Origin of the sequence: Streptomyces sp. TG1A-60 (genome assembly GCF_037201975.1) — a bacterium.
Lineage (GTDB): Bacteria > Actinomycetota > Actinomycetes > Streptomycetales > Streptomycetaceae > Streptomyces.
Map to the genome: position 1 here is coordinate 684,154 of NZ_CP147520.1, position 18,934 is coordinate 703,087.

12 protein-coding genes and 2 pseudogenes are annotated in these 18,934 nt (G+C 70.6%); 7 read left to right on the forward strand and 7 right to left on the reverse strand.

Annotated elements, in window-relative coordinates; translation table 11 throughout:
- Window positions 1-95: 95 nt before the first annotated feature.
- Window positions 96-311, forward strand: a complete 216-nt coding sequence (locus tag WBG99_RS02405; protein ID WP_338894689.1) for a dodecin — start codon at window positions 96-98, stop codon at window positions 309-311.
- 42 nt (window positions 312-353) lie between these two features.
- On the opposite strand, the pseudogene WBG99_RS02410 reads toward WBG99_RS02405, so the two are convergent.
- A pseudogene (locus tag WBG99_RS02410) lies at window positions 354-912 on the reverse strand (hypothetical protein).
- Between the two features lie 134 nt (window positions 913-1,046).
- On the opposite strand from WBG99_RS02410, the gene WBG99_RS02415 reads away from it, so the two are divergent.
- Window positions 1,047-2,147 carry an FAD-dependent oxidoreductase gene (locus WBG99_RS02415; protein WP_338894690.1) on the forward strand — a complete coding sequence of 367 codons (1,101 nt, stop codon included), beginning with the start codon at window positions 1,047-1,049 and terminating at the stop codon, window positions 2,145-2,147.
- A 288-nt stretch (window positions 2,148-2,435) separates the two neighbouring features.
- On the opposite strand, the gene WBG99_RS02420 is transcribed toward WBG99_RS02415, so the two are convergent.
- Both WBG99_RS02420 and WBG99_RS02425 read right to left on the reverse strand, forming a co-directional pair.
- On the reverse strand, window positions 2,436-3,086 hold the full coding sequence (locus WBG99_RS02420) for a GntR family transcriptional regulator (protein WP_338894691.1): 651 nt from the start codon (window positions 3,084-3,086) through the stop codon (window positions 2,436-2,438).
- Window positions 3,087-3,326: 240 nt separating this feature from the next.
- Complete coding sequence (locus WBG99_RS02425; protein ID WP_338894692.1) at window positions 3,327-4,253, reverse strand: EamA family transporter; 927 nt, start codon at window positions 4,251-4,253, stop codon at window positions 3,327-3,329.
- A gap of 69 nt (window positions 4,254-4,322) precedes the next feature.
- On the opposite strand from WBG99_RS02425, the gene WBG99_RS02430 reads away from it, so the two are divergent.
- Window positions 4,323-5,201 (forward strand): LysR family transcriptional regulator, encoded by an 879-nt coding sequence (locus WBG99_RS02430; protein ID WP_338894693.1) that lies wholly within the window; start codon window positions 4,323-4,325, stop codon window positions 5,199-5,201.
- Between the two features lie 220 nt (window positions 5,202-5,421).
- Here WBG99_RS02430 and WBG99_RS02435 read toward each other — a convergent pair whose 3' ends face one another.
- Together WBG99_RS02435 and WBG99_RS02440 are read right to left on the reverse strand one after the other, a co-directional pair.
- On the reverse strand, window positions 5,422-6,867 hold the full coding sequence (locus WBG99_RS02435) for a HAMP domain-containing sensor histidine kinase (RefSeq protein WP_338894694.1): 1,446 nt from the start codon (window positions 6,865-6,867) through the stop codon (window positions 5,422-5,424).
- Window positions 6,852-7,553 (reverse strand): response regulator transcription factor, encoded by a 702-nt coding sequence (locus WBG99_RS02440; RefSeq protein ID WP_338894695.1) that lies wholly within the window; start codon window positions 7,551-7,553, stop codon window positions 6,852-6,854. Before WBG99_RS02440 ends, WBG99_RS02435 begins: the two co-directional genes overlap by 16 nt.
- Window positions 7,554-7,701: 148 nt before the next feature.
- Between WBG99_RS02440 and WBG99_RS02445 the strand changes: the two genes are divergently transcribed.
- The 4 genes and pseudogenes from WBG99_RS02445 to WBG99_RS02460 all read left to right on the forward strand — a co-directional run bounded on the left by WBG99_RS02445 (window position 7,702) and on the right by WBG99_RS02460 (window position 15,841).
- The gene (locus WBG99_RS02445; protein WP_338894696.1) at window positions 7,702-9,045 is read left to right on the forward strand and encodes a ferredoxin reductase family protein; all 1,344 of its coding nucleotides are present in this window, start codon (window positions 7,702-7,704) and stop codon (window positions 9,043-9,045) included.
- A gap of 57 nt (window positions 9,046-9,102) precedes the next feature.
- Window positions 9,103-9,287 (forward strand): annotated as a pseudogene (locus tag WBG99_RS02450) (SulP family inorganic anion transporter); the annotation flags it as partial.
- Between the two features lie 114 nt (window positions 9,288-9,401).
- A complete protein-coding gene (locus WBG99_RS02455; RefSeq protein ID WP_338900183.1) occupies window positions 9,402-10,379 on the forward strand; it encodes a GNAT family N-acetyltransferase in 978 nt (325 codons plus the stop codon).
- Between the two features lie 236 nt (window positions 10,380-10,615).
- A complete protein-coding gene (locus WBG99_RS02460; RefSeq protein WP_338894697.1) occupies window positions 10,616-15,841 on the forward strand; it encodes a family 43 glycosylhydrolase in 5,226 nt (1,741 codons plus the stop codon).
- Between the two features lie 386 nt (window positions 15,842-16,227).
- Here WBG99_RS02460 and WBG99_RS02465 read toward each other — a convergent pair whose 3' ends face one another.
- A complete protein-coding gene (locus tag WBG99_RS02465) occupies window positions 16,228-16,977 on the reverse strand; it encodes a succinate dehydrogenase/fumarate reductase iron-sulfur subunit (protein ID WP_338894698.1) in 750 nt (249 codons plus the stop codon).
- Window positions 16,974-18,932: a fumarate reductase/succinate dehydrogenase flavoprotein subunit gene (locus tag WBG99_RS02470; RefSeq protein ID WP_338894699.1), complete on the reverse strand. Its 1,959-nt coding sequence runs from the start codon at window positions 18,930-18,932 to the stop codon at window positions 16,974-16,976. Before WBG99_RS02470 ends, WBG99_RS02465 begins: the two co-directional genes overlap by 4 nt.
- Between the last annotated feature and the right edge of the window lie 2 nt (window positions 18,933-18,934).

Consider the following 18,934-nt stretch of genomic DNA (forward strand, 5'->3'; position numbering starts at 1 on the left):
GGGTGTACATCTCGCGCCGCGGCGGACTCTGGGGCACCGTGGAGTGACGTGTGGCGCTCCGGCCACGGTGGAGTACGCGACAAGGAGAACTCCGTATGTCCGACCACGTTTACCGGGTCACCGAGATCGTCGGCAGTTCGGGCGAGAGTGTCGACCATGCCATTCACAACGGCGTCGCCCGTGCCGCCCAGACGCTGCGCAACCTGGACTGGTTCGAGGTGACGCAGGTCCGGGGGCACATCGAGGAGGGGCGGATCGCGCACTACCAGGTCGGCCTGAAGGTCGGCTTCCGACTGGAGGACAGCGACTGACCGACCGGCTTCGCCGGGCCCTCGGCCCCGAGCGGCGGGCGCTCAGGCCCGCCCTTCCCGCTCCTGCGCCACCTTCAGCGGGGCGGACATGGCGGCCCAGCCCGCCCGTACGACGGTGAAGCCCACCCGCTCCGCGTCCTCGCAGACCAGCTCGTCGTCGTCCACGAGGACGCGGTCTCGCGGGTCCGGGCCGGCCGGCGGAGGGTCTTGAGCTTGGTGCGGCGGGCAGGCCTGCGGTCCCCTCTTCCCCCACCCGTCCGCCCGGCTCCTCCCCCACCCGTCCGCCCGGCTCCTCCCCCACCCGTCCGCCCGGCGTCTCGGCGCATCCAGATCCGGCCCTCGGGCAGTCCGTGGGCGGCGAGCCAGTCGACGGTGTCGAGGCGGCAGCGCTCGGGGCGCCCGGCCAGATACACGACGTCGCGCTCCTCGGCGCTCTCCCGCACCAGCGCGACGCCCTCGGCAAGCGGCTGGTCCTGCGGGGCGGCGGCGAAGAACCCGTCCCAGTCGCGCGGCTTCCACTCCAGGAACCGCGCCGGTGCGCGGTGTCGGCAAGGGTGTTGTCCAGGTCGAACACGGCGAGGGGCCGGGCGTTGTCAGTCACGGGCCCAGCCTGGGCAGACAGTGACTCGTGTCGTCCGCCGTCGCTTCACACAACGAGCACAGAGCCCGCCCGCAGCTTTAAGTTTCAAACGTTAAGCTCGTCCTCTCTCCCCCACCCAGCACAGGAGAATCGGCGTGCTTGACGGCGAAGTGATCGTGATCGGCGGCGGATACGGGGGCATCCGCCTCGCCAGGCAGCTGGACGAGGTCGCACGGGTCACCCTCGTGGACCGCAAGGAGGTCTTCTTCCACCGCATCGCCTCACTACGGGCCGGCGTGCACGAGGACTGGACCATGACGCCCTTCATCCCGTACGACCGGCTACTGCGCAACGGCCGTGTGGTGGTGGGCAAGGTGATCGACATCGACACCGGCGAGCGGCAGGTGAAGCTGAGCACGGGCGAGCGGCTGCCGTACGACGTGGTGGTGATCGCGACCGGAGCGGACTACCCGGAGCCGGCCCGTTTCCTGGGCACGACGACCGAGGAGGCGGCCAAGACGTTCGCCGCACACCAGGAGAGTGTGGCCTCGGCCGGGCATGTGCTGATCGTCGGTGGCGGTCCGGGCGGCGTGGAGCTCGCCGCGGAGATCCGGCTGGCCCGGCCGGACGCGCGGGTCACACTGGCGCACGCCGGGCCGGTGCTCCTCAACTCCACCGGCAGCAAGTGGGCCGGGCGGCGGGCGCTGACCTGGCTGGAGTCCCATGGCGTGCAGGTGCGGCTGGACTCGTTCGTCTCTCCCGGGCCCGACTACGGCACGTATCGCGACGGTCGCGGTCACCTCATCGAGGCCGACCTCTCCTTCCGGGCCACCGGCACCACCCCGAACACGCTCTGGCTGCGGCTGGCCGGACACGGGGCGTGGCTGAACTCCGCCGGGCACGTCAAGGTCGACCGGACGCTGCGGGTCGACGGGCGGCTCGACGTGTTCGCGGTCGGGGACGTCAACGACGTCAGCGAGCTGAAGATCTCGCCCGTCGCGATCGCCCAGGCGGACATCGCCGCCCACAACATCCGTTCCTATCTGGGGAGTTCGGGCAAGCACCGCAAGGAGCCGCGCCTGTACCGATCGGTCCAGAGGACCCCGTTGATCGTGCCCTTCGGGTCGGCCGACGGACTCACCCTCGTCCCCGTGCCGGGCGGCGAGAGCGCCGTCCTCGGCGGGCGCACCTCCACCCTCGCGAAGGCCAGGACACTGATGACCCCGTACATACGGAAGCAGCTGGGCTACTCCTGAGGGACGGGCGGCCCCGCCGACCCCGGGCAGCGGGGCCGGGGCCGCCCGCGCCCACCGCCGGGGCAGGTCTGCCGGTCCGAGGCCAGCCGGTCCGCGCCGGACCCTCGGCCCAGCCCATCGGCCCGGATGCTGGTCGACGACGTTCCGGCACAGTAGGATCGCGCATCGATCAACAGGTTTCCTGATGATTACCTTCCTCAACGAAGCGCGCTCCCGGTGAGGGCGGGCGCGCGGCCCTCAGGCCGGACCGGCCTGTCCGCCCGCCTCGGAGCGTGGGGCGCCGCGCGGCTATTCGCGCAGCGCGGCGATCACGCTCATGAGATGGGCGCGGACGGCCTCTTCGGCCGCCCTCGGGTCCCTCGCCGTGATCGTCTCGATCACGGCGAGGTGTTCGCTCAGGGAGTGCTGGGGCCGTCCCGGCCGCAGCGCGAGCTGGAAACGGTGGCGCACCAGCTGGGCGTTGAGCCGCTCCAGCAGCTCCACCGCCACCCGCTGACCGGAGAACTCCCGGATGCGGGCGTGGAGTCGCTGGTTGAGCTCGGAGTACGTCACCGGCTCGCCGTCTGCCACGGCCTTGGTCATCGCCGTGCCGATGTCGGCCAGCTCGGCCAGCTGGTCGTCGGTGGCCAGGGTCGCCGCCTTCGCCGCGCACAGCCCTTCCAGTGCCATGCGGCACTCGCTGATGGCGACCGCTTCCTCCACGGTCACCACCCGCACCCGCGAACCCCGGTTGCGGATCCGCTCGACCAGTCCCTCGGCCTCCAGATCGATCAGTGCCGCGCGGATGCTGGCCCGTGTCACACCGAACTGCTCGGCGAGCTCGTTCTCCACCAGCCGCTGCGCCGGTGCCATCTCGCCGTGCAGGATCGCCTGGCGCAGCTTCGCCAGCGCGAGCTGTTTGGCCTGCTCTCCGGTGCCCGGACGGGCTTCCTCCTGCATCGTGCCCTCCCTGAGTGAGTGCCTGTCGAACGTAGACCCAGGCCGACAGGATCATCAACGATTCCGTTCTCATGGAGTTGGCGCGTTCTGCGGAGACCGGGGCTCGGATGCCCGGAGCGCTCGAAGCGGTGGGCGGTCGGCACGACGGGGCGGCAGCGCGGAATCGAGCCGACCGGCAGGTCACGCAGGCCGCCCCTTCGTGGCGGCCTGCGCCGGCCGGGCGCCGGCGCCCGGCCGGCGTCACCTCCGTGGCACAAGGATGCTCAGCGCGTTCGCCACGACCACCGCGCCGATGGCGGCCCACTCGGCCCACCCCAGGCCCTGCCCGAGCATGATCCAGCCGGCCAGGGCGGCCAGGACGGGGTTGACGCTCATGAAGAGCCCGAAGACCTGGGCGGGGACGCGGCGCAGGGTGAACACGTCCGCGAGGTACGGCACGGCCGAGGCGAGGACCCCGGCGGCGATCGCGTAGCCGACGGCCCCGGCGGTGGGCGGCTGCCGCACGACCACGAACACGCCGACGGGCAGGAAGGCCAGGGCGGCGAGCCCGGCGGCTGCCGCGGAGCCCTGTGCGCCGGGGATACGCCGACCGACGGTGCGGTTGAGGAGGATGTACGACGCCCAGCAGACGGCGGCGAGGAGGCCGAGCCCCATGCCGAGGTAGTCGGCGGAGGGCTGCGGACGCATCAGGGTGACCACGCCCAGCGCGGCGATCAGCGCGCAGCACACGTCCACCCGGCGGCGCGAGCCGGCCAGCGCGATGGCGAGGGGGCCGAGGAACTCCAGGGTCACCGCGAGCCCCAGACCGATGCGGTCGATGGCGGTGTACAGCGACAGATTCATAGCCCCGAACACCAGCGCCAGCAGCACCACCGGCCACCACTGCCGCGCGGTGAAGGACCGCAGCCTGGGCCTGCCGACTGCGAGGAGGACGATCGCGGCGACGTACTGACGTATCGCGACGACCCCGGCGGGCCCGAGCACCGGGAAGGCCAGCGAGCCCAGCGCGGCCCCGACCTGGTTGGACACTCCGCAACCGACCATCGTGAGAACACCGGCCAGCCGTGCCCCGCCCGGCTCGGGGACCGGAGCGACGGGGCCCTCACCGGAAGAGCCATGAGCGGGGGCGGTGGCGGAGGCGGAGGCGGAGGCGGTGGCGGTGTCCATGGGCCGATCGTGCGTCCGGGACGGCTGTTGCGCAAAATGCATCCGGGTCTCGATCTATACGCTGAGGTCATGGATGACACGGACCAGGCCCTCGGCAGTGTGGAGCTGCGGCAGCTGCGCTGTCTCGTCGCGATCGTCGAGGAGGGGACCTTCACCGACGCGGCCATGGCGCTCGGTGTCTCCCAGGCGGCGGTCTCCCGCACCCTGGCCTCGCTCGAAGGCACCCTGGGTGTACGGCTGTTGCGGCGGACCTCCCGCGCGGTGACGCCGACGCCGACCGGGCTGCGCGTGGTGTCGCACGCGCGACGGGTGCTCGGTGAGGTGGCGGAGCTGGTCCGGGAGGCCACGTCTGGCCATGCCCGGCTGCGGATCGGCTACGCCTGGTCGGCGCTGGGCCGGCACACGCTGACGTTCCAGCGCCGCTGGGGAACCTCGCACCCGGCGACGGATCTGCAGTTCGTGCGGGCCAACTCCGCGACGGCCGGGCTGGCGGAGGGCTCCTGCGACGTCGCCGTGGTCCGCCGGCCGGTGGACGAGCGCCGGTTCGACTCGGCCATCGTGGGGCTGGAGCGGCGACTGTGCGCGATGGCGACCGATGATCCACTGGCCCGGCGCCGCTCGGTCCGGCTCGCCGACCTGAGCGGGCGCACCCTGCTGGTCGACCGGCGGACCGGCACGACCACCACGGATCTGTGGCCGCCCGGCGACCGCCCCGCGACCGAGGCGACGCACGACGTCGACGAGTGGCTCACCACGATCGCGACGGGCCGGGCCGTCGGCGTGACCGCGGAGTCCACCGCCAACCAGTACCGGCGGCCCGGCGTCGTCTACCGCCCGGTGCGCGACGCCGAGCCGATCGCCGTACGGCTCGCCTGGTGGCGGGATGATCCTCATCCCGCCACCACGGCCGCCATCGAACTGCTGACGGCGCTCTACCGCTCCGGCTGAGCCTGGGTCTTCGGCGTCAACCGCAGTGCGGTGCCCTCCCCGTTGGCCGACGGGGAGGAGGGGGCCGTCCGGGGCGGCGTCCAAGCCCGCGAAACGGCGGACCATGCCGGGCATGACGTCATCGGACAACGCCGGTTCGGTGCGGGGGACGACGCCCGGCGGGCGGCCCGAGGGTCAGGTACTCCGCCTCGACGCGCCACTCCCCCGTGGTGAGGGAGACCTAGACTCCGCCTGCGGTCAGCGGCAGCCGGACCGTGAACGTCGTCGCACCCGGCTCGCTGGTCAGGTCGATGGTGCCGCCGTGGGCGCGGACCAGGGAGTGGGCGACCGCGAGCCCCAGGCCGCTGCCGCCCCGGTCGCGGCTGCGGGCCTTGTCGACGCGGTAGAAGCGGTCGAAGACGCGTTCCTGGTCGTCCGCCGGGATACCGGGCCCGGAGTCGGTGATCCGCGCCTCGGCGGTGCCGGACTCGACGGACACCGCCAGGGAGACCTTCGTACCGGGCGGGGTGTGCACGGCGGCGTTGGTGAGGAGGTTGTCGAGGACCTGGCGGACGCGCAGGGGGTCGAGACGCAGCCGTACGGGGTCGGAGCCGGTCGCCACCGTCAGCGGATGGTCGGGGTGACCGGCCCGGAAGCCGTCCGCCGCCTGACAAGCCAGCTCCACCAGGTCGGCGTCCTCCAGCCGCAGCGGTGTCTCCACGTCGCCGGCGTCGAGGCGGGCGAGCATCAGCAGGTCGTCGAGGAGGACGCCCATACGGGCGGCCTCGGCGCGCAGCCGGGCGAGGTGCTTGTCGCGTTCCTCGGGGCTGTGGGCGGCGGCGTACTGGAAGAGGTCGGCGTAGCCGCGTACCGACATCAGGGGCGTGCGCAGTTCGTGGGAGGCGTCGGCGACGAAGCGGCGCAGGCGCTGCTCGGCCTCGGTGCGGACGGCGAGCGCGTCGTCGATGTGCTCCAGCATGGTGTTGAAGGCGGTGCGCAGTTCCTCGACCTCGGGGCCGCCGTCGCGGTTGTCGTGGCGCACCGACAGCCGCGCGGAGTCCGTCAGGTCGTGCGAGGTGATGCCGCGCGCGGTGTGCGCCATGTCGCCCAGCGGCTTCAGACCGCGCCGCAGCATCGCCCGGCCGAACACCACGAGCGCGAGCAGGGCGAGGGCGAAGGTGACGACCTGGACCGTGATCAGGCGGCCCACGGTGTCCTCGATGTCGTCCATGGGCGCGGCGCTGACCAGGACCACCCCGGGCTCGACCTCGCAGGCCCGCAGCCGGTACCGACCCTCGCCCTTGAGGTGCTCGGTGCGCAGGACCTCCGTGTCCTGCGCGGCCCGGGCGCGGGCCACGAGGGTGAAGTCGTCGATGTCCTCGGGTATGTCGGCCGCGTCCTCGGGCTTGCGGAGTACGGGGGTGCCGCTCGACACGTCGTACACGGCGTAGTACCAGCGGTAGTACTTCTTGCCCTGGAGGGTGCCGTAGTGCGCGATGCTCTTGGACTGGGCGATCTGGGCCATCTTCAGCTGCTCGTTGAGCTGTGCCGACAGGTAGTCGCGCATGGACATGGTCAGCGCGCTGCCGACGACGGCGAACACCACGAGCGCCAGGGCGCCGAGGCCGAGGGCCAGCCGGGTGCCGAGGCGCATACCGCGGTAGCTCTGCCTCAGTCGCACGACCACTCGGTGGCCTGCCGCAGCACATAGCCGAAGCCGCGCACGGTGTGGATGAGGGGTTCGCCGGTGTCGTCGAGCTTGCGGCGCAGCCGGCTGACGACCAGTTCGACGACGTTGGACCGGCCGCCGAAGCCGTACTCCCAGACGTGGTCGAGGATCTGCGCCTTGGTGAGGACGGTCGGGGACTTGCGCATCAGGTAGCGCAGGACCTCGTACTCGGTGGGCGTGAGCGTGAGCTGTCTGTCGCCGCGGCGGACCTCTCGGGTGTCCTCGTCCATCGTCAGGTCCGCCACCCGGAGCACGGACCGCTGGAAGGCCGGCCCGGCACTGCGGCGCAGCACGGTGCGCAGCCGGGCCATCAGCTCCTCCACGGCGAAGGGCTTGACGAGGTAGTCGTCGCCGCCCCGGGTGAGGCCGGCCACCCGGTCGGCAACGCCGTCACGGGCGGTCAGGAACACCACGGGCACCATCGTGCCGGACCGGCGCAGCCGGTCGAGCACGCCGAAGCCGTCCACGCCTGGCAGCATCAGGTCCAGGACCACGATGTCGGGACGGAACTCGGCCGCCTGCCTCAGCGCCTCCTCACCGGAGTGTGCCGTGACCGCGTCCCAGCCCTCGTAGCGGGCGACGGTCGCCACGAGGTCCGCGATGGGCGGATCGTCGTCCACCACGAGAAGTCGCACTTTTTCCACGTGCTCATACTGCGCCACCGATCGCTTCGCGCCATAACCGCTCACAGCTTGGTAACCGATCGATAAGAACTTGAAAGTTGTCCGACAGGAAAACGACAGCTGTCACCGGACAAGCTCGTGTCCCGGACCCGATCAAGGAGCTCTCCACGTGACCACTGTCCAACAGTCCCCCGCGGCGGTCAGCCGCTCGGGAGCGCGCCCCAAAGTGGTCGCCCGCACCGGTCTGTACACGGTGCTGGCGGCGAACGTGGCGGCGGTGGCCTACTTCTTCGTCCAGGCCGGCTTCGCCTCCAACGCCCTCATCGTGCTGGGCCGGCTGACCGGCCTGTACGGAGCGCTCCTCATGGCCTTCCAGCTGCTGCTGGTGGCCCGGCTGCCGTGGCTCGACCGTCGCATCGGGATGGACCGGCTGACCAGTTGGCACCGCTGGACCGGTTTCTCGGTGCTCTGGCTGCTGCTGGCGCACGTCGTGTTCATCAGCTTCGGCTACGCGCGGTTCTCGGACATGGATCCGGTCAGTCAGCTGGTCGACCTCGCCGAGACCGTCGAGGGCGTGCTGCGCGCGATCGCCGCGCTGGGGATCATCATCGTGATCGGCGTGGTCTCGGCCCGCTTCGCCCGGCGCAGGCTCGCCTACGAGACCTGGCACTTCATCCACCTGTACACCTACGTCGCGGTGGTGCTGGCCTTCACCCACCAGGTCGCGGCCGGCACGTCGTTCGCCTCCTCGAAGACCGCGACGGTGTACTGGTACGTGCTGTGGGGCGTGGCCCTGGCCTCGGTGTTCGGGGGCCGACTGGCCCTTCCGCTGTGGCGGAACTGGCGCCACCGGCTGCGGGTCACGGCCGTCGTCCCCGAGGCGGACAACGTCGTGTCGATCTACATGACCGGCCGGGACCTGGACCGGATGCCCGCGCGGGCCGGCCAGTTCTTCCTGTGGCGCTTCCTGACCCGGGACCGCTGGTGGCAGGCCAACCCGTTCTCGCTGTCGGCCGCGCCCGACGGCAAGCAGCTGCGGCTGACCGCGAAGGCGGCCGGCGAGGGCTCCGCCGCCCTGCGGCACGTGAAGGTCGGCACCCGCGTCTTCGCCGAGGGACCCTACGGCGCCTTCACCGCGATGCACCGCACCCGGCCCGGGTCCGTGCTCATCGCCGGCGGCGTCGGCGTCACCCCCGTCCGGGCGCTGCTGGAGGACATCCAGGGACACGCGGTGGTCATCTACCGGGTGGCCACGAACCAGGACGCCGTGCTCTACGACGAGCTCCAGCGGCTCGCCTTCGACAAGGGCGCCGAACTGCACCTGGTGACCGGCCCGGTCAGCCCGGACAGGCTGGCGCCGCGCGAGCTGCTGCGGATGGTGCCGGACATCACCGACCGGGACGTCTTCCTGTGCGGGCCGCCGCCGATGATGAACGCGGTCCTGGTCAGCCTGCGCGAGCTGGACGTGCCCAAGCCGCAGATCCACTTCGAACGCTTCAGCCTGGCTGGATGAGGGACACGAGGACAGCACTGTGAAACGAGCCATACCCGCCCTGGTCCTCAGCGCCGCGTGCCGCGGGTAACGGCGTACGCGGTCGTCGCCGGACTGCCGCCCGCCACCGGCCTCTGGGCGATGCTCCCGCCCTCGCCCCGTACCCCGTCCTCGGTTCCTCCCGCGTGCTGTCGATCGGTCCGGAGCAGACGGCCGCCCTGATGACGGCGGCGGTGATCGGCCCGCTCGCGTCAGGGGTCCCGGCGGTAGGCCACACCGGCCGGCCGTGCCGACCCCGGTGCCACGGCCGGCGAATCCCGCTCCGCCGCCCGGAAATCCCGTTGCGGTCCGTGCCGTCGTCACCCGACAGTGGCCCCATGACGAGCACGCACCCCACCCCGCTGCCGCCCGGCCTGACCGTACGCCCAGCCACACTCGACGACGCGGAGGCGGTGTGCGCGCTGCTCAACGAGATCGATCTGCTGGAGATCGGCCGCGCCGAGACCGAACTGAGCGAGGTGCGGGCCGACCTGAAGCATCCCGAGGCGGACCTGGAGTGTGACTCCTGGCTGGTGTTCGACGGGCACCGGCTGGTGGCGTACGGGCTGCTGTGGGACGAGTCCGGCGGCGAGCGCATCGACATGGACCACTACACGCTGCCCGACCGGCCCCTGGGCGCGCTGCACCTGTTCGACCTGATGGAGGCGCGAGCGGCGGAGCGGGCGGCGGCCAACGGGGCGGACCGGGCCGCGGTGCACATGCACCTCAACATCGCGCCGACCATGGACCTGGACGCGCTGCGCGGGCGCGGCTGGCGCGCGGTCCGCCGTTACAACGTCATGGCCCGCCCCCTGTCCGCCGAGCCGCTGCCCACTCCCCCGCCCGGCGTCACCCTGCGCCCCTGTGTCGCCGAGCCGGACCGCCGGCAGGCCCACGCCCTGCTCCAGACGACCTTCACCGACCACTTCGACTTCCAGCCGCGCACGTACGAGCAGTGGCTGGACGACATCGACGCCGAGCACGTCGACTGGTCGCTGCTGTGGATCGCGCACGTCGACGGTCTCGGTGACGCGGCGGTACTGCGGTCCCGCAACGACCGCGCCGGCATGGCCTGGATCGCCAACATCGGCGTACTGCGCGAGGCCCGTGGCCGAGGCCTCGGGAGTCTGCTGCTGCGTCACGCCTTCGGTCACTACGCGGCGATGGGCCGCGACCGCATCGGCCTCGGCGTGGACACCGACAACACCAGCGGCGCCCTCGCGCTCTACGAACGGCACGGCATGAAGCTCGACTTCGCGGTGGACACGTGGGAGCTGACACGCTCCGTGGGCGAGGCGGGCACGGCGGGCGAGTAGCGGAACTCCGGTTTCCGGAAAGAACGGACGTCGCGCGTTCGACCCGTCGGACATTGTTCGAAACCTCTTGACGCCCCACCACACGTCGATTGACACTCTCGCAACACGACGTCACACGGCCGAAACGACGGGGCGCCCAGGGCGAGGGGCCCCGCCCCCTCCGGCGCGCGCCCCCCTTGGCTTCCGCTCCACCGCCCACCCCTTCATCAGCCGTGCTCTCAGCAGGGATACTCGACATGACGTACATCGCACGTCTGCGCGGCGGCGCGAGACGCTGGGCGGGTCCGCTCGCCGGACTGACCGCCGCGTCGCTGCTCCTGGGCCTCGCCGGGCCCGCCGCGCCCGCCTTCGCCGCCGGCGACGCGAACCTCACCGACGGCCTGGCCCTCTGGTACAAACTCGACGCCGCCTCCGGCACCACGGTCGCCGACGCCTCGGGCAACGGCCGCGACGGCACGGTCAACGGTACCGCCGGCTGGTCGGGCGCCGACGGCCGGGGACTCGCCTTCAACGGCTCCGACACCTACATCAAGGTGCCGGACAACGTCATGAAGGGCATGAACTCGATCAGCGTGTCGATGGACGTGCTGGTCGACTCCACCCAGGCCACCCCGTACTTCATCTACGGCTTCGGCAACACCAGCGGCGGCAACGGCAACGGGTATCTCTTCACCACCGGCAACTCCTACCGGACCTCCGTCGCGACGGGCAACTGGTCGACCGAGCAGACCACCAGGCCCTCGGACTCCCACAACCTGACCCGCGGGGTGTGGAAGCAGATCACGTACACCCAGACGGGCAACACCGGTGTGCTGTACGAGGACGGGGTGGAGGTCGGCCGCAACACGTCGGTCACCACCGCCCCGGGCGCGATCGGCTCCGGTACGACGACCGCCAACTACATAGGCAGGTCGGTCTACTCCGGCGACAAGCTCTTCAAGGGCAGCATCCGTGACTTCCGGGTGTACGACCGGGCACTCGCCGGTGCCGAGGTCGAGGAGCTGTCACTCCCCGTGGCCGAGCAGGGCGTCGCCGACGACAAGGCGGCCCTCGGCCTGGGCGACACCAGCAAGGTGACCGCCGATCTGGACCTGCCGAAGACCGGCACGGCCGGCGGTTCCTCCATCAGCTGGAAGAGCGACAACGCCGACGTGGTCTCGGACTCCGGCGCGGTGACCCGCCCCGCCGCCGGTGAGCCGGACGGCCACGCGACGCTGACGGCGACCCTGAAGAAGGGCACCGTCAGCGACACCAAGACCTTCGAGGTCACGGTCCTGCCCGCGCTGGGCGACGCGTCCGCCGCCGAACAGGCCGCCGAGGCGCTGACCGTGCACAACCTCGACGACGTCCGCGGCAACCTCACGCTCCCCACCGAGGGCGTCCTGGGCACGAAGGTCGCCTGGTCGTCGGCGAAGCCGGACGTCGTCTCGGCCCAGGGCGTGGTGCACCGTCCCGCACACGGCGACGGCGCCACCACGGTCGAGCTGACCGCGACCGTCACCAAGGGCGACGCGAAGGCCACCCGCGACCTCACGGCCAAGGTGCCCGAACTGCCCGCGAAGCAGGCCTACAAGGGCTACATGTTCAGCTACTTCACCGGCGAGGGCACCTCCAACGGCGAGCAGGTGTACGCGGCCCTCAGCAAGGGCAACGACCCTTTGAAGTGGCGGGAGTTGAACGACGGCAAGCCCGTCCTGACCTCCACGCTCGGTGAGAAGGGTCTGCGCGACCCGTTCATCATCCGCTCCCCGGAGGGCGACAAGTTCTACCAGATCGCCACCGACCTCAGGATCTACGGCAACGGCGACTGGGACGCCTCCCAGCGCACCGGCAGCAAGTCGATCATGGTCTGGGAGTCCACCGACCTGGTGAACTGGACGAACCAGCGCCTGGTGAAGGTCTCCCCCGACGCGGCAGGCAACACCTGGGCCCCGGAGGCCTACTACGACGAGCAGCTCGGCGCGTACGTCGTCTTCTGGGCGTCGAAGCTGTACGACAACGAGGCCCACTCCGGCAACACGTACAACCGAATGATGTACGCGACCACCCGCGACTTCCACACCTTCAGCGAGCCCAAGATCTGGGTCGACCGCGGCTACTCGGTCATCGACTCCACGGTCATCCAGCACGACGGCACGTACTTCCGGCTCTCCAAGGACGAGCGGAACAACACCTCCTCCACGCCCAACAGCAAGTTCATCTTCGAGGAGAAGAGCGACTCCCTGCGGAACCTCTCCTGGGACGCCGTCGCCGAGGGCATCGGCAAGGGCGAGATGAGCGCCGCCGAGGGCCCGCTGGTGTTCAAGTCGAACACCGAGGAGAAGTGGTACGCGTTCCTCGACGAGTTCGGCGGGCGCGGCTACATCCCCTTCGAGACGACGGACCTGGCCTCCGGCCAGTGGACCCCGTCCAGCGACTACGACCTCCCGGCCAAGCCCCGGCACGGCACCGTGCTCCCGGTCACCCAGGCCGAGTACGACCGGCTGCTGAAGACCTACCAGCCGGACCAGATCGTCGCGAGCGTCGAGGACGTCAGGGTCGAGACGCGCATCGGTGACGTCCCCGTCCTGCCGGCCACCGTCATCGCGGAGTTCGCCGACGGCGCCCGGCGGCCCGTCGCCGTCACCTGGGCGGACGTCCCGGAGTCGGAGTACGCTCAGGCCGGCACCTTCACGGTCGAGGGCAGCCTGCCGGGCGACGCGGCGATGGAGGTCCGCGCCGAGGTCACGGTCTCCGCGCAGGGCCCGGACGTCCCGGCCGGCCTGCTTGTGCACTACGGATTCGACGAGACCGGCGGTAACATCGCCCGTGACTCCAGTGGCCGCGGCTATCACGGCACCTACGTCCGTACGCCCGGCTTCGGGACCGGTGTGGACGGCGGCTCGTTCAAGATGTCCGGCGGTGCCGGTACCTCGACGACCTCGCCGTACGTCAAGATCCCGAACGGTGTGCTGAAGAACGCGGACAGCGTCACCGTCTCCACGTACGCGAAGTGGAAGGGCGGCGACAACTGGCAGTGGCTGTTCGGTCTCGGCCCGGACAGCGACAAGTACCTCTTCGCCAGCCCGTCGAACGGTTCCTCGTCGCTCTACTCGGCCATCACCACGGCGAGTTGGGGCGCGGAGAAGAAGCTGTCGAGCGGTTCGAAGCTCGCTGTCGGCAAGTGGCAGCACGTCACCGTCACCATCGACTCGGGGTCCGGCACCGCGGTCCTCTACGTGGACGGCATCGAGGTGGCCCGCGCCACCGACGTCAACGTCAAGCCGTCCGAGCTGTACGACGCGGGCAAGGACCACAGCGGCTACATCGGCCGGTCCATGTACGCGCCCGACCCGTACTTCGGCGGTGAGGTCGACGACTTCCGGATCTACGACCGGGCCCTGACGGCCGCCGAGGTCCTGGAGCTCAGCGGCAACACCACGGGCATCACGAAGGTCACCCACCAGGACCTCAAGACCGACGCGATCATCGACGACGCCGGCAGCCGGATGACGCTGCCGATGCGGGAGGGCACGGATCTCACCGCGCTGGCACCGGAGTTCGCCCTCGCCCACGGCGCGGCGATCAGCCCCGCCTCCGGCAGCGTGCAGGACTTCAGCGAGCCGGTGGAGTACGAGGTCACCGGTTCGGACGGGAAGAAGCGCACCTGGACGGTGTCGGCCCGGGAGATGAAGAGCCCGGTCCTGCCCGGCCTCAACGCCGACCCGAACGTCGTCCGCTTCGGCGACACCTTCTACATCTACCCCACCACCGACGGCTTCCCGGGCTGGAGCGGCACGCAGTTCAAGGCGTACTCCTCCAAGGACCTGGTCCACTGGAAGGACCACGGCGTCATCCTCGACCTCGGACCGGACGTCTCCTGGGCCGACAGCAGGGCCTGGGCCCCGGCGATGGGCGAGAAGAACGGGAAGTACTACTTCTACTACTCCGCCGACACCAACATCGGCGTCGCGGTCTCCGACTCGCCCACCGGCCCGTTCAAGGACCCCCTGGGCAAGCCGCTGGTCGCCCGTGGCGCCTACACCGGCCAGATGATCGACCCGGCGGTCTTCACCGACGACGACGGGCAGTCGTACCTCTACTGGGGCAACGGCAGGGCGTACGTCGTCCCGCTCAACGACGACATGGTCTCCTTCGACGCGTCCAAGGTCACCGACATCACCCCCGGCGGCTACAACGAGGGCACCTTCGTCATCAAGCGCAAGGGCACCTACTACTTCATGTGGTCGGAGAACGACACCCGGGACGAGAACTACCGGGTCGCCTACGCCACCGGCTCCTCGCCCACCGGTCCCTGGACCAAGCGGGGCGTGATCCTGGAGAAGGACCTCTCGCTCGGCGTCAAGGGCCCCGGCCACCACTCCGTGGTCCACGTCCCGAACACCGACGACTGGTACATCGCCTACCACCGCTTCGCCATCCCGGGCGGTGACGGCACCCACCGCGAAACGACCGTAGACAAGCTGGAGTTCGACGCCGACGGCCTGATGAAGAAGGTCGTCCCCACCCTGGAGAGCATCGAACCGGTCACCATCGCCCGGGCCGGCGCCGACGCCGAGGGCAAGGAAGGCGCCAGGATCCGGCTGAACGGCACGGTCTCGGGCGCGGGCACCGCCATGTGGACGGCCGGGAGGGGCGCGCCCTGCTCCTTCGCGGACGCGAGGTCGGCGAAGACCACCGTCACCTGCGCCGACAACGGCACCTACGAGATGATCCTGACCGGCGGCCTGAGCAGCGACTCGGCCACCGTGACCGTCACCAACGCGGCCCCGAAGATCACGTCCACGACGGGCCCGAAGTCGCCGGTGGCGGCGGGCAAGAACACGACGGTCACGGCCAGGTTCACCGACCCGGGCGCCGGTGACAAGCACACCTGCAAGGTCGACTGGAAGGACGGCACAAAGCCCACGGCCGGCAAGGTCACGGCCTCCGGCTGCAAGGCCGCGCACGGTTACCGCAAGGCCGGCATCCACCGCCCGGTGATCACCGTCACCGACGACGACGGTGCCTCGGTCGGCACCAGGCTCCCCGAGCTGATCGTCTACGACCGGGCGGCCGGTTCCGCGTCCGGTGCGGGCAGGTTCGCCTCCCCCGCCGGAGCCTTCCCGGCGGGACCCGAGCTGACGGGCAAGGCGGCCTTCTCCTTCGGCGCCAAGTACACCAAGAAGGCCACCGTCCCCACGGGCAAGGCGGTCTTCTCCTTCGCCAAGGGCAAGGGCAAGGGCAAGAGCAAGCTGAAGTTCCGTTCCACCGGCTCCGACTGGCTCGTGGTGACCGGCTCCAAGGCCGTCTACCAGGGCTCCGGCAAGGTCGACGGCAAGAACGGCTACACCTTCCGCATCACCGCCACCGACCGCCCGGACACCTTCAAGATCAAGATCTGGAAGAAGTCCACCGGCAAGGTCGTCTACGCCAACACCACAGCGGCCAAGACGACCGGCGTCACCGTCGGCCGCAGGTGACGGCCGGCCACTAGCGACACCCCTTCCGCCGAGCCGCGCCCGGATCCGCTCCGGGCGCGGCTCGGCGCGTTGCACACCAAGACGGTGGCCCGGCCGCGGCCGGTGCGCCCGCCGGGGAACGGTGGCCGGCACCTGGCCGGTGCGCGGCCCCCGGGCCACGCGCGGGTTTCGTCGGTGTCGGGCACCAGCAGCCGCACGCCGTCGGCGAGGGGTATCCAGAACGGGGCCGGGGATGAGCACCACTCCCGGCCCCGCCCGTCCGCACGATTCGGCGAACGTTCACGATGTGACCACCGCCCACTGCGGCGCGCCCCGAAGGGGCGCGGGGAACCGCGCGACCAGCCACAACAAAACCGCGGCCCGAAGATGACAGGCCCTCTACGGCGCTACCGCTTCCCCGCCTTCCGAGCAGCCCGCAGCCATTCCTTGTTCATGCCCGTAATGGACACCAACGGGATCCCCTTCGGGCAAGCGGTGGCGCACTCCCCCGCCAGCGTGCACCCCCCGAAGCCCTCCTCGTCCATCTGCTCCACCATGTCCAGTACCCGGCTCTCCCGCTCGGGCGCCCCCTGCGGCAGCACGTTCAGATGATTGACCTTGGCCGACGCGAACAACATCGCCGCCCCGTTCGGACACGCGGCCACACACGCCCCGCACCCGATACATTCCGCGTGCTCGAACGCGAAGTCCGCGTCCGCCTTCGGCACAGCCGTGGCATGCGCCTCCGGAGCGGCCCCCGTCGGCGCCGTGATGTACCCGCCGGCCTGGATGATCCGGTCGAACGCGGACCGGTCCACCACCAGGTCCTTGATCACCGGAAACGCCGAGGCCCGCCACGGCTCCACATCGATCGTGTCGCCGTCCGAGAAGGACCGCATGTGCAACTGGCAGGTCGTCGTCCGCTCCGGCCCGTGCGCCTCCCCGTTGATGACCAGCGAACACGCCCCGCAGATCCCCTCCCGGCAGTCGTGGTCGAAGGCCACCGGGTCCTCACCGCGCAGGAGCAGTTCCTCGTTGAGCGTGTCGAGCATCTCCAGGAAGGACATGTCGGGCGAGATGCCGTCCACCTCGTACGTGGACATGGCGCCGTCGGCGTCGGCGGCCCGCTGCCGCCATACGCGCAGGGTGAGCTTCATGCGTAGCTCCGCTGGGTGGGGTGGACGTACTCGAAGACCAGGTCTTCCCTGTGCAGCACGGGGGCGACGCCAGTGCCCGTGAACTCCCAGGCGGCGGCGTACGAGAAGTCCTCGTCCCGGCGCTCCGCCTCACCGTCCGGCGTCTGGGACTCCTCACGGAAGTGGCCACCGCAGGACTCACCCCGGTGCAGCGCGTCGAGGCACATCAGCTCGGCGAGTTCGAGGTAGTCGACGATCCGGTTGGCCTTCTCCAGGGACTGGTTGAACTCCTCACCCGTCCCCGGCACCTTGATCCGCCGCCAGAACTCCTCCCGGATCTGCGGAATCCGCTCCAGGGCCTTCCGCAGCCCGCTGTCGCCGCGCGCCATACCGCAGAACTCCCACATCAGCTCGCCGACCTCGCGGTGGAAGGAGTCGGGCGTACGGTCGCCGTCGACGGCGAGCAGCAGGTTCAGCCGTTCCTCGGTCTCGGCCAGTACCTCCCGCACGACGGGGTGTTCGCGACCGATCTCGCCCTGTTCCGGATGCCGGGCGAGGTAGTCGTTGATGGTGGCCGGGAGGACGAAGTACCCGTCGGCGAGTCCCTGCATCAGCGCCGAGGCGCCGAGCCGGTTCGCCCCGTGGTCGGAGAAGTTGGCCTCGCCGATCGCGAACAGGCCGGGCACGGTGGTCTGGAGGTCGTAGTCGACCCACAGGCCGCCCATCGTGTAGTGCACGGCGGGGTAGATCCGCATCGGCACCTCGTACGGATCCTCGTCGGTGATCCGCTGGTACATGTCGAAGAGGTTGCCGTACCTGGCCTCGACGGCCTTCCGCCCCATCCGCTCGATGGCGTCGGCGAAGTCCAGGTACACGCCCTGCCCGCCGGGCCCGACCCCTCTGCCCTCGTCGCAGACGTTCTTCGCGGCGCGGGAGGCGATGTCACGCGGCACCAGGTTGCCGAAGGACGGATAGACGCGCTCCAGGTAGTAGTCGCGCTCGTCCTCGGGGATCTGGTCGGCGGGCCGCTGGTCCCCCCTCGCCTTCGGCACCCAGATCCGCCCGTCGTTGCGCAGCGACTCGCTCATCAGCGTCAGCTTGGACTGGTGATCGCCGGTGCGCGGGATACACGTCGGATGGATCTGGGTGAAGCAGGGATTCGCGAACAGCGCGCCCCGCCGGTGTGCCCGCCACACGGCCGTCGCGTTGGAGTTCATGGCGTTGGTGGAGAGGTGGAAGACGTTCCCGTACCCGCCGCTCGCCAGCACCACGGCATCGGCGAAGTACGTGTCGATGCGACCGGTGATCAGATCCCGCGCCACGATCCCACGCGCCCGCCCGTCGATCACGATCAGGTCGAGCATCTCGGTGCGCGGATGCATCTCCACGTTCCCGGCCGCGATCTGCCGCGACAGCGCCTGGTAGGCGCCGAGCAGAAGCTGCTGCCCCGTCTGGCCACGGGCGTAGAAGGTCCGGGACACCTGTACGCCGCCGAAGGAGCGGGTGTCGAGCAGTCCGCCGTACTCCCGTGCGAAGGGCACGCCCTGGGCCACGCACTGGTCGATGATCTCCACCGAGATCTGCGCCAGCCGGTGCACGTTGGACTCGCGGGCCCGGAAGTCGCCGCCCTTGACGGTGTCGTAGAACAGCCGGTGGACGGAGTCGCCGTCGTTGCGGTAGTTCTTCGCGGCGTTGATGCCGCCCTGCGCGGCGATCGAGTGGGCGCGGCGCGGGGAGTCCTGGTAGCAGAACTGGACGACGTGGTAGCCCTGTTCGGCGAGCGTGGCTCCGGCCGAGCCGCCCGCGAGCCCGGTGCCGACGACGATCACCGTGTGCTTGCGGCGGTTGGCGGGGTTGACCAGCTTGGCCTCGAAGCGACGCCGGTCCCAGCGCTCACTGATCGGCCCGTCGGGCGCCTTGCGGTCGACGACCGGCTCACCCGTCGCGTAGTCCGCGTACTGGGAGGATGTAGTCACGG

Excerpts from the sequence above, each read along its gene's own strand:
- WBG99_RS02460 (WP_338894697.1), top strand. The coding sequence starts at position 10,616 with ATGACGTACATCGCACGTCTGCGCGGCGGCGCGAGACGCTGGGCGGGT.
- WBG99_RS02420 (WP_338894691.1), bottom strand. The coding sequence starts at position 3,086 with ATGCAGGAGGAAGCCCGTCCGGGCACCGGAGAGCAGGCCAAACAGCTC.
- WBG99_RS02425 (WP_338894692.1), bottom strand. The coding sequence starts at position 4,253 with ATGGACACCGCCACCGCCTCCGCCTCCGCCTCCGCCACCGCCCCCGCT.
- WBG99_RS02465 (WP_338894698.1), bottom strand. The coding sequence starts at position 16,977 with ATGAAGCTCACCCTGCGCGTATGGCGGCAGCGGGCCGCCGACGCCGAC.
- WBG99_RS02455 (WP_338900183.1), top strand. The coding sequence starts at position 9,402 with ATGACGAGCACGCACCCCACCCCGCTGCCGCCCGGCCTGACCGTACGC.
- WBG99_RS02430 (WP_338894693.1), top strand. The coding sequence starts at position 4,323 with ATGGATGACACGGACCAGGCCCTCGGCAGTGTGGAGCTGCGGCAGCTG.
- WBG99_RS02405 (WP_338894689.1), top strand. The coding sequence starts at position 96 with ATGTCCGACCACGTTTACCGGGTCACCGAGATCGTCGGCAGTTCGGGC.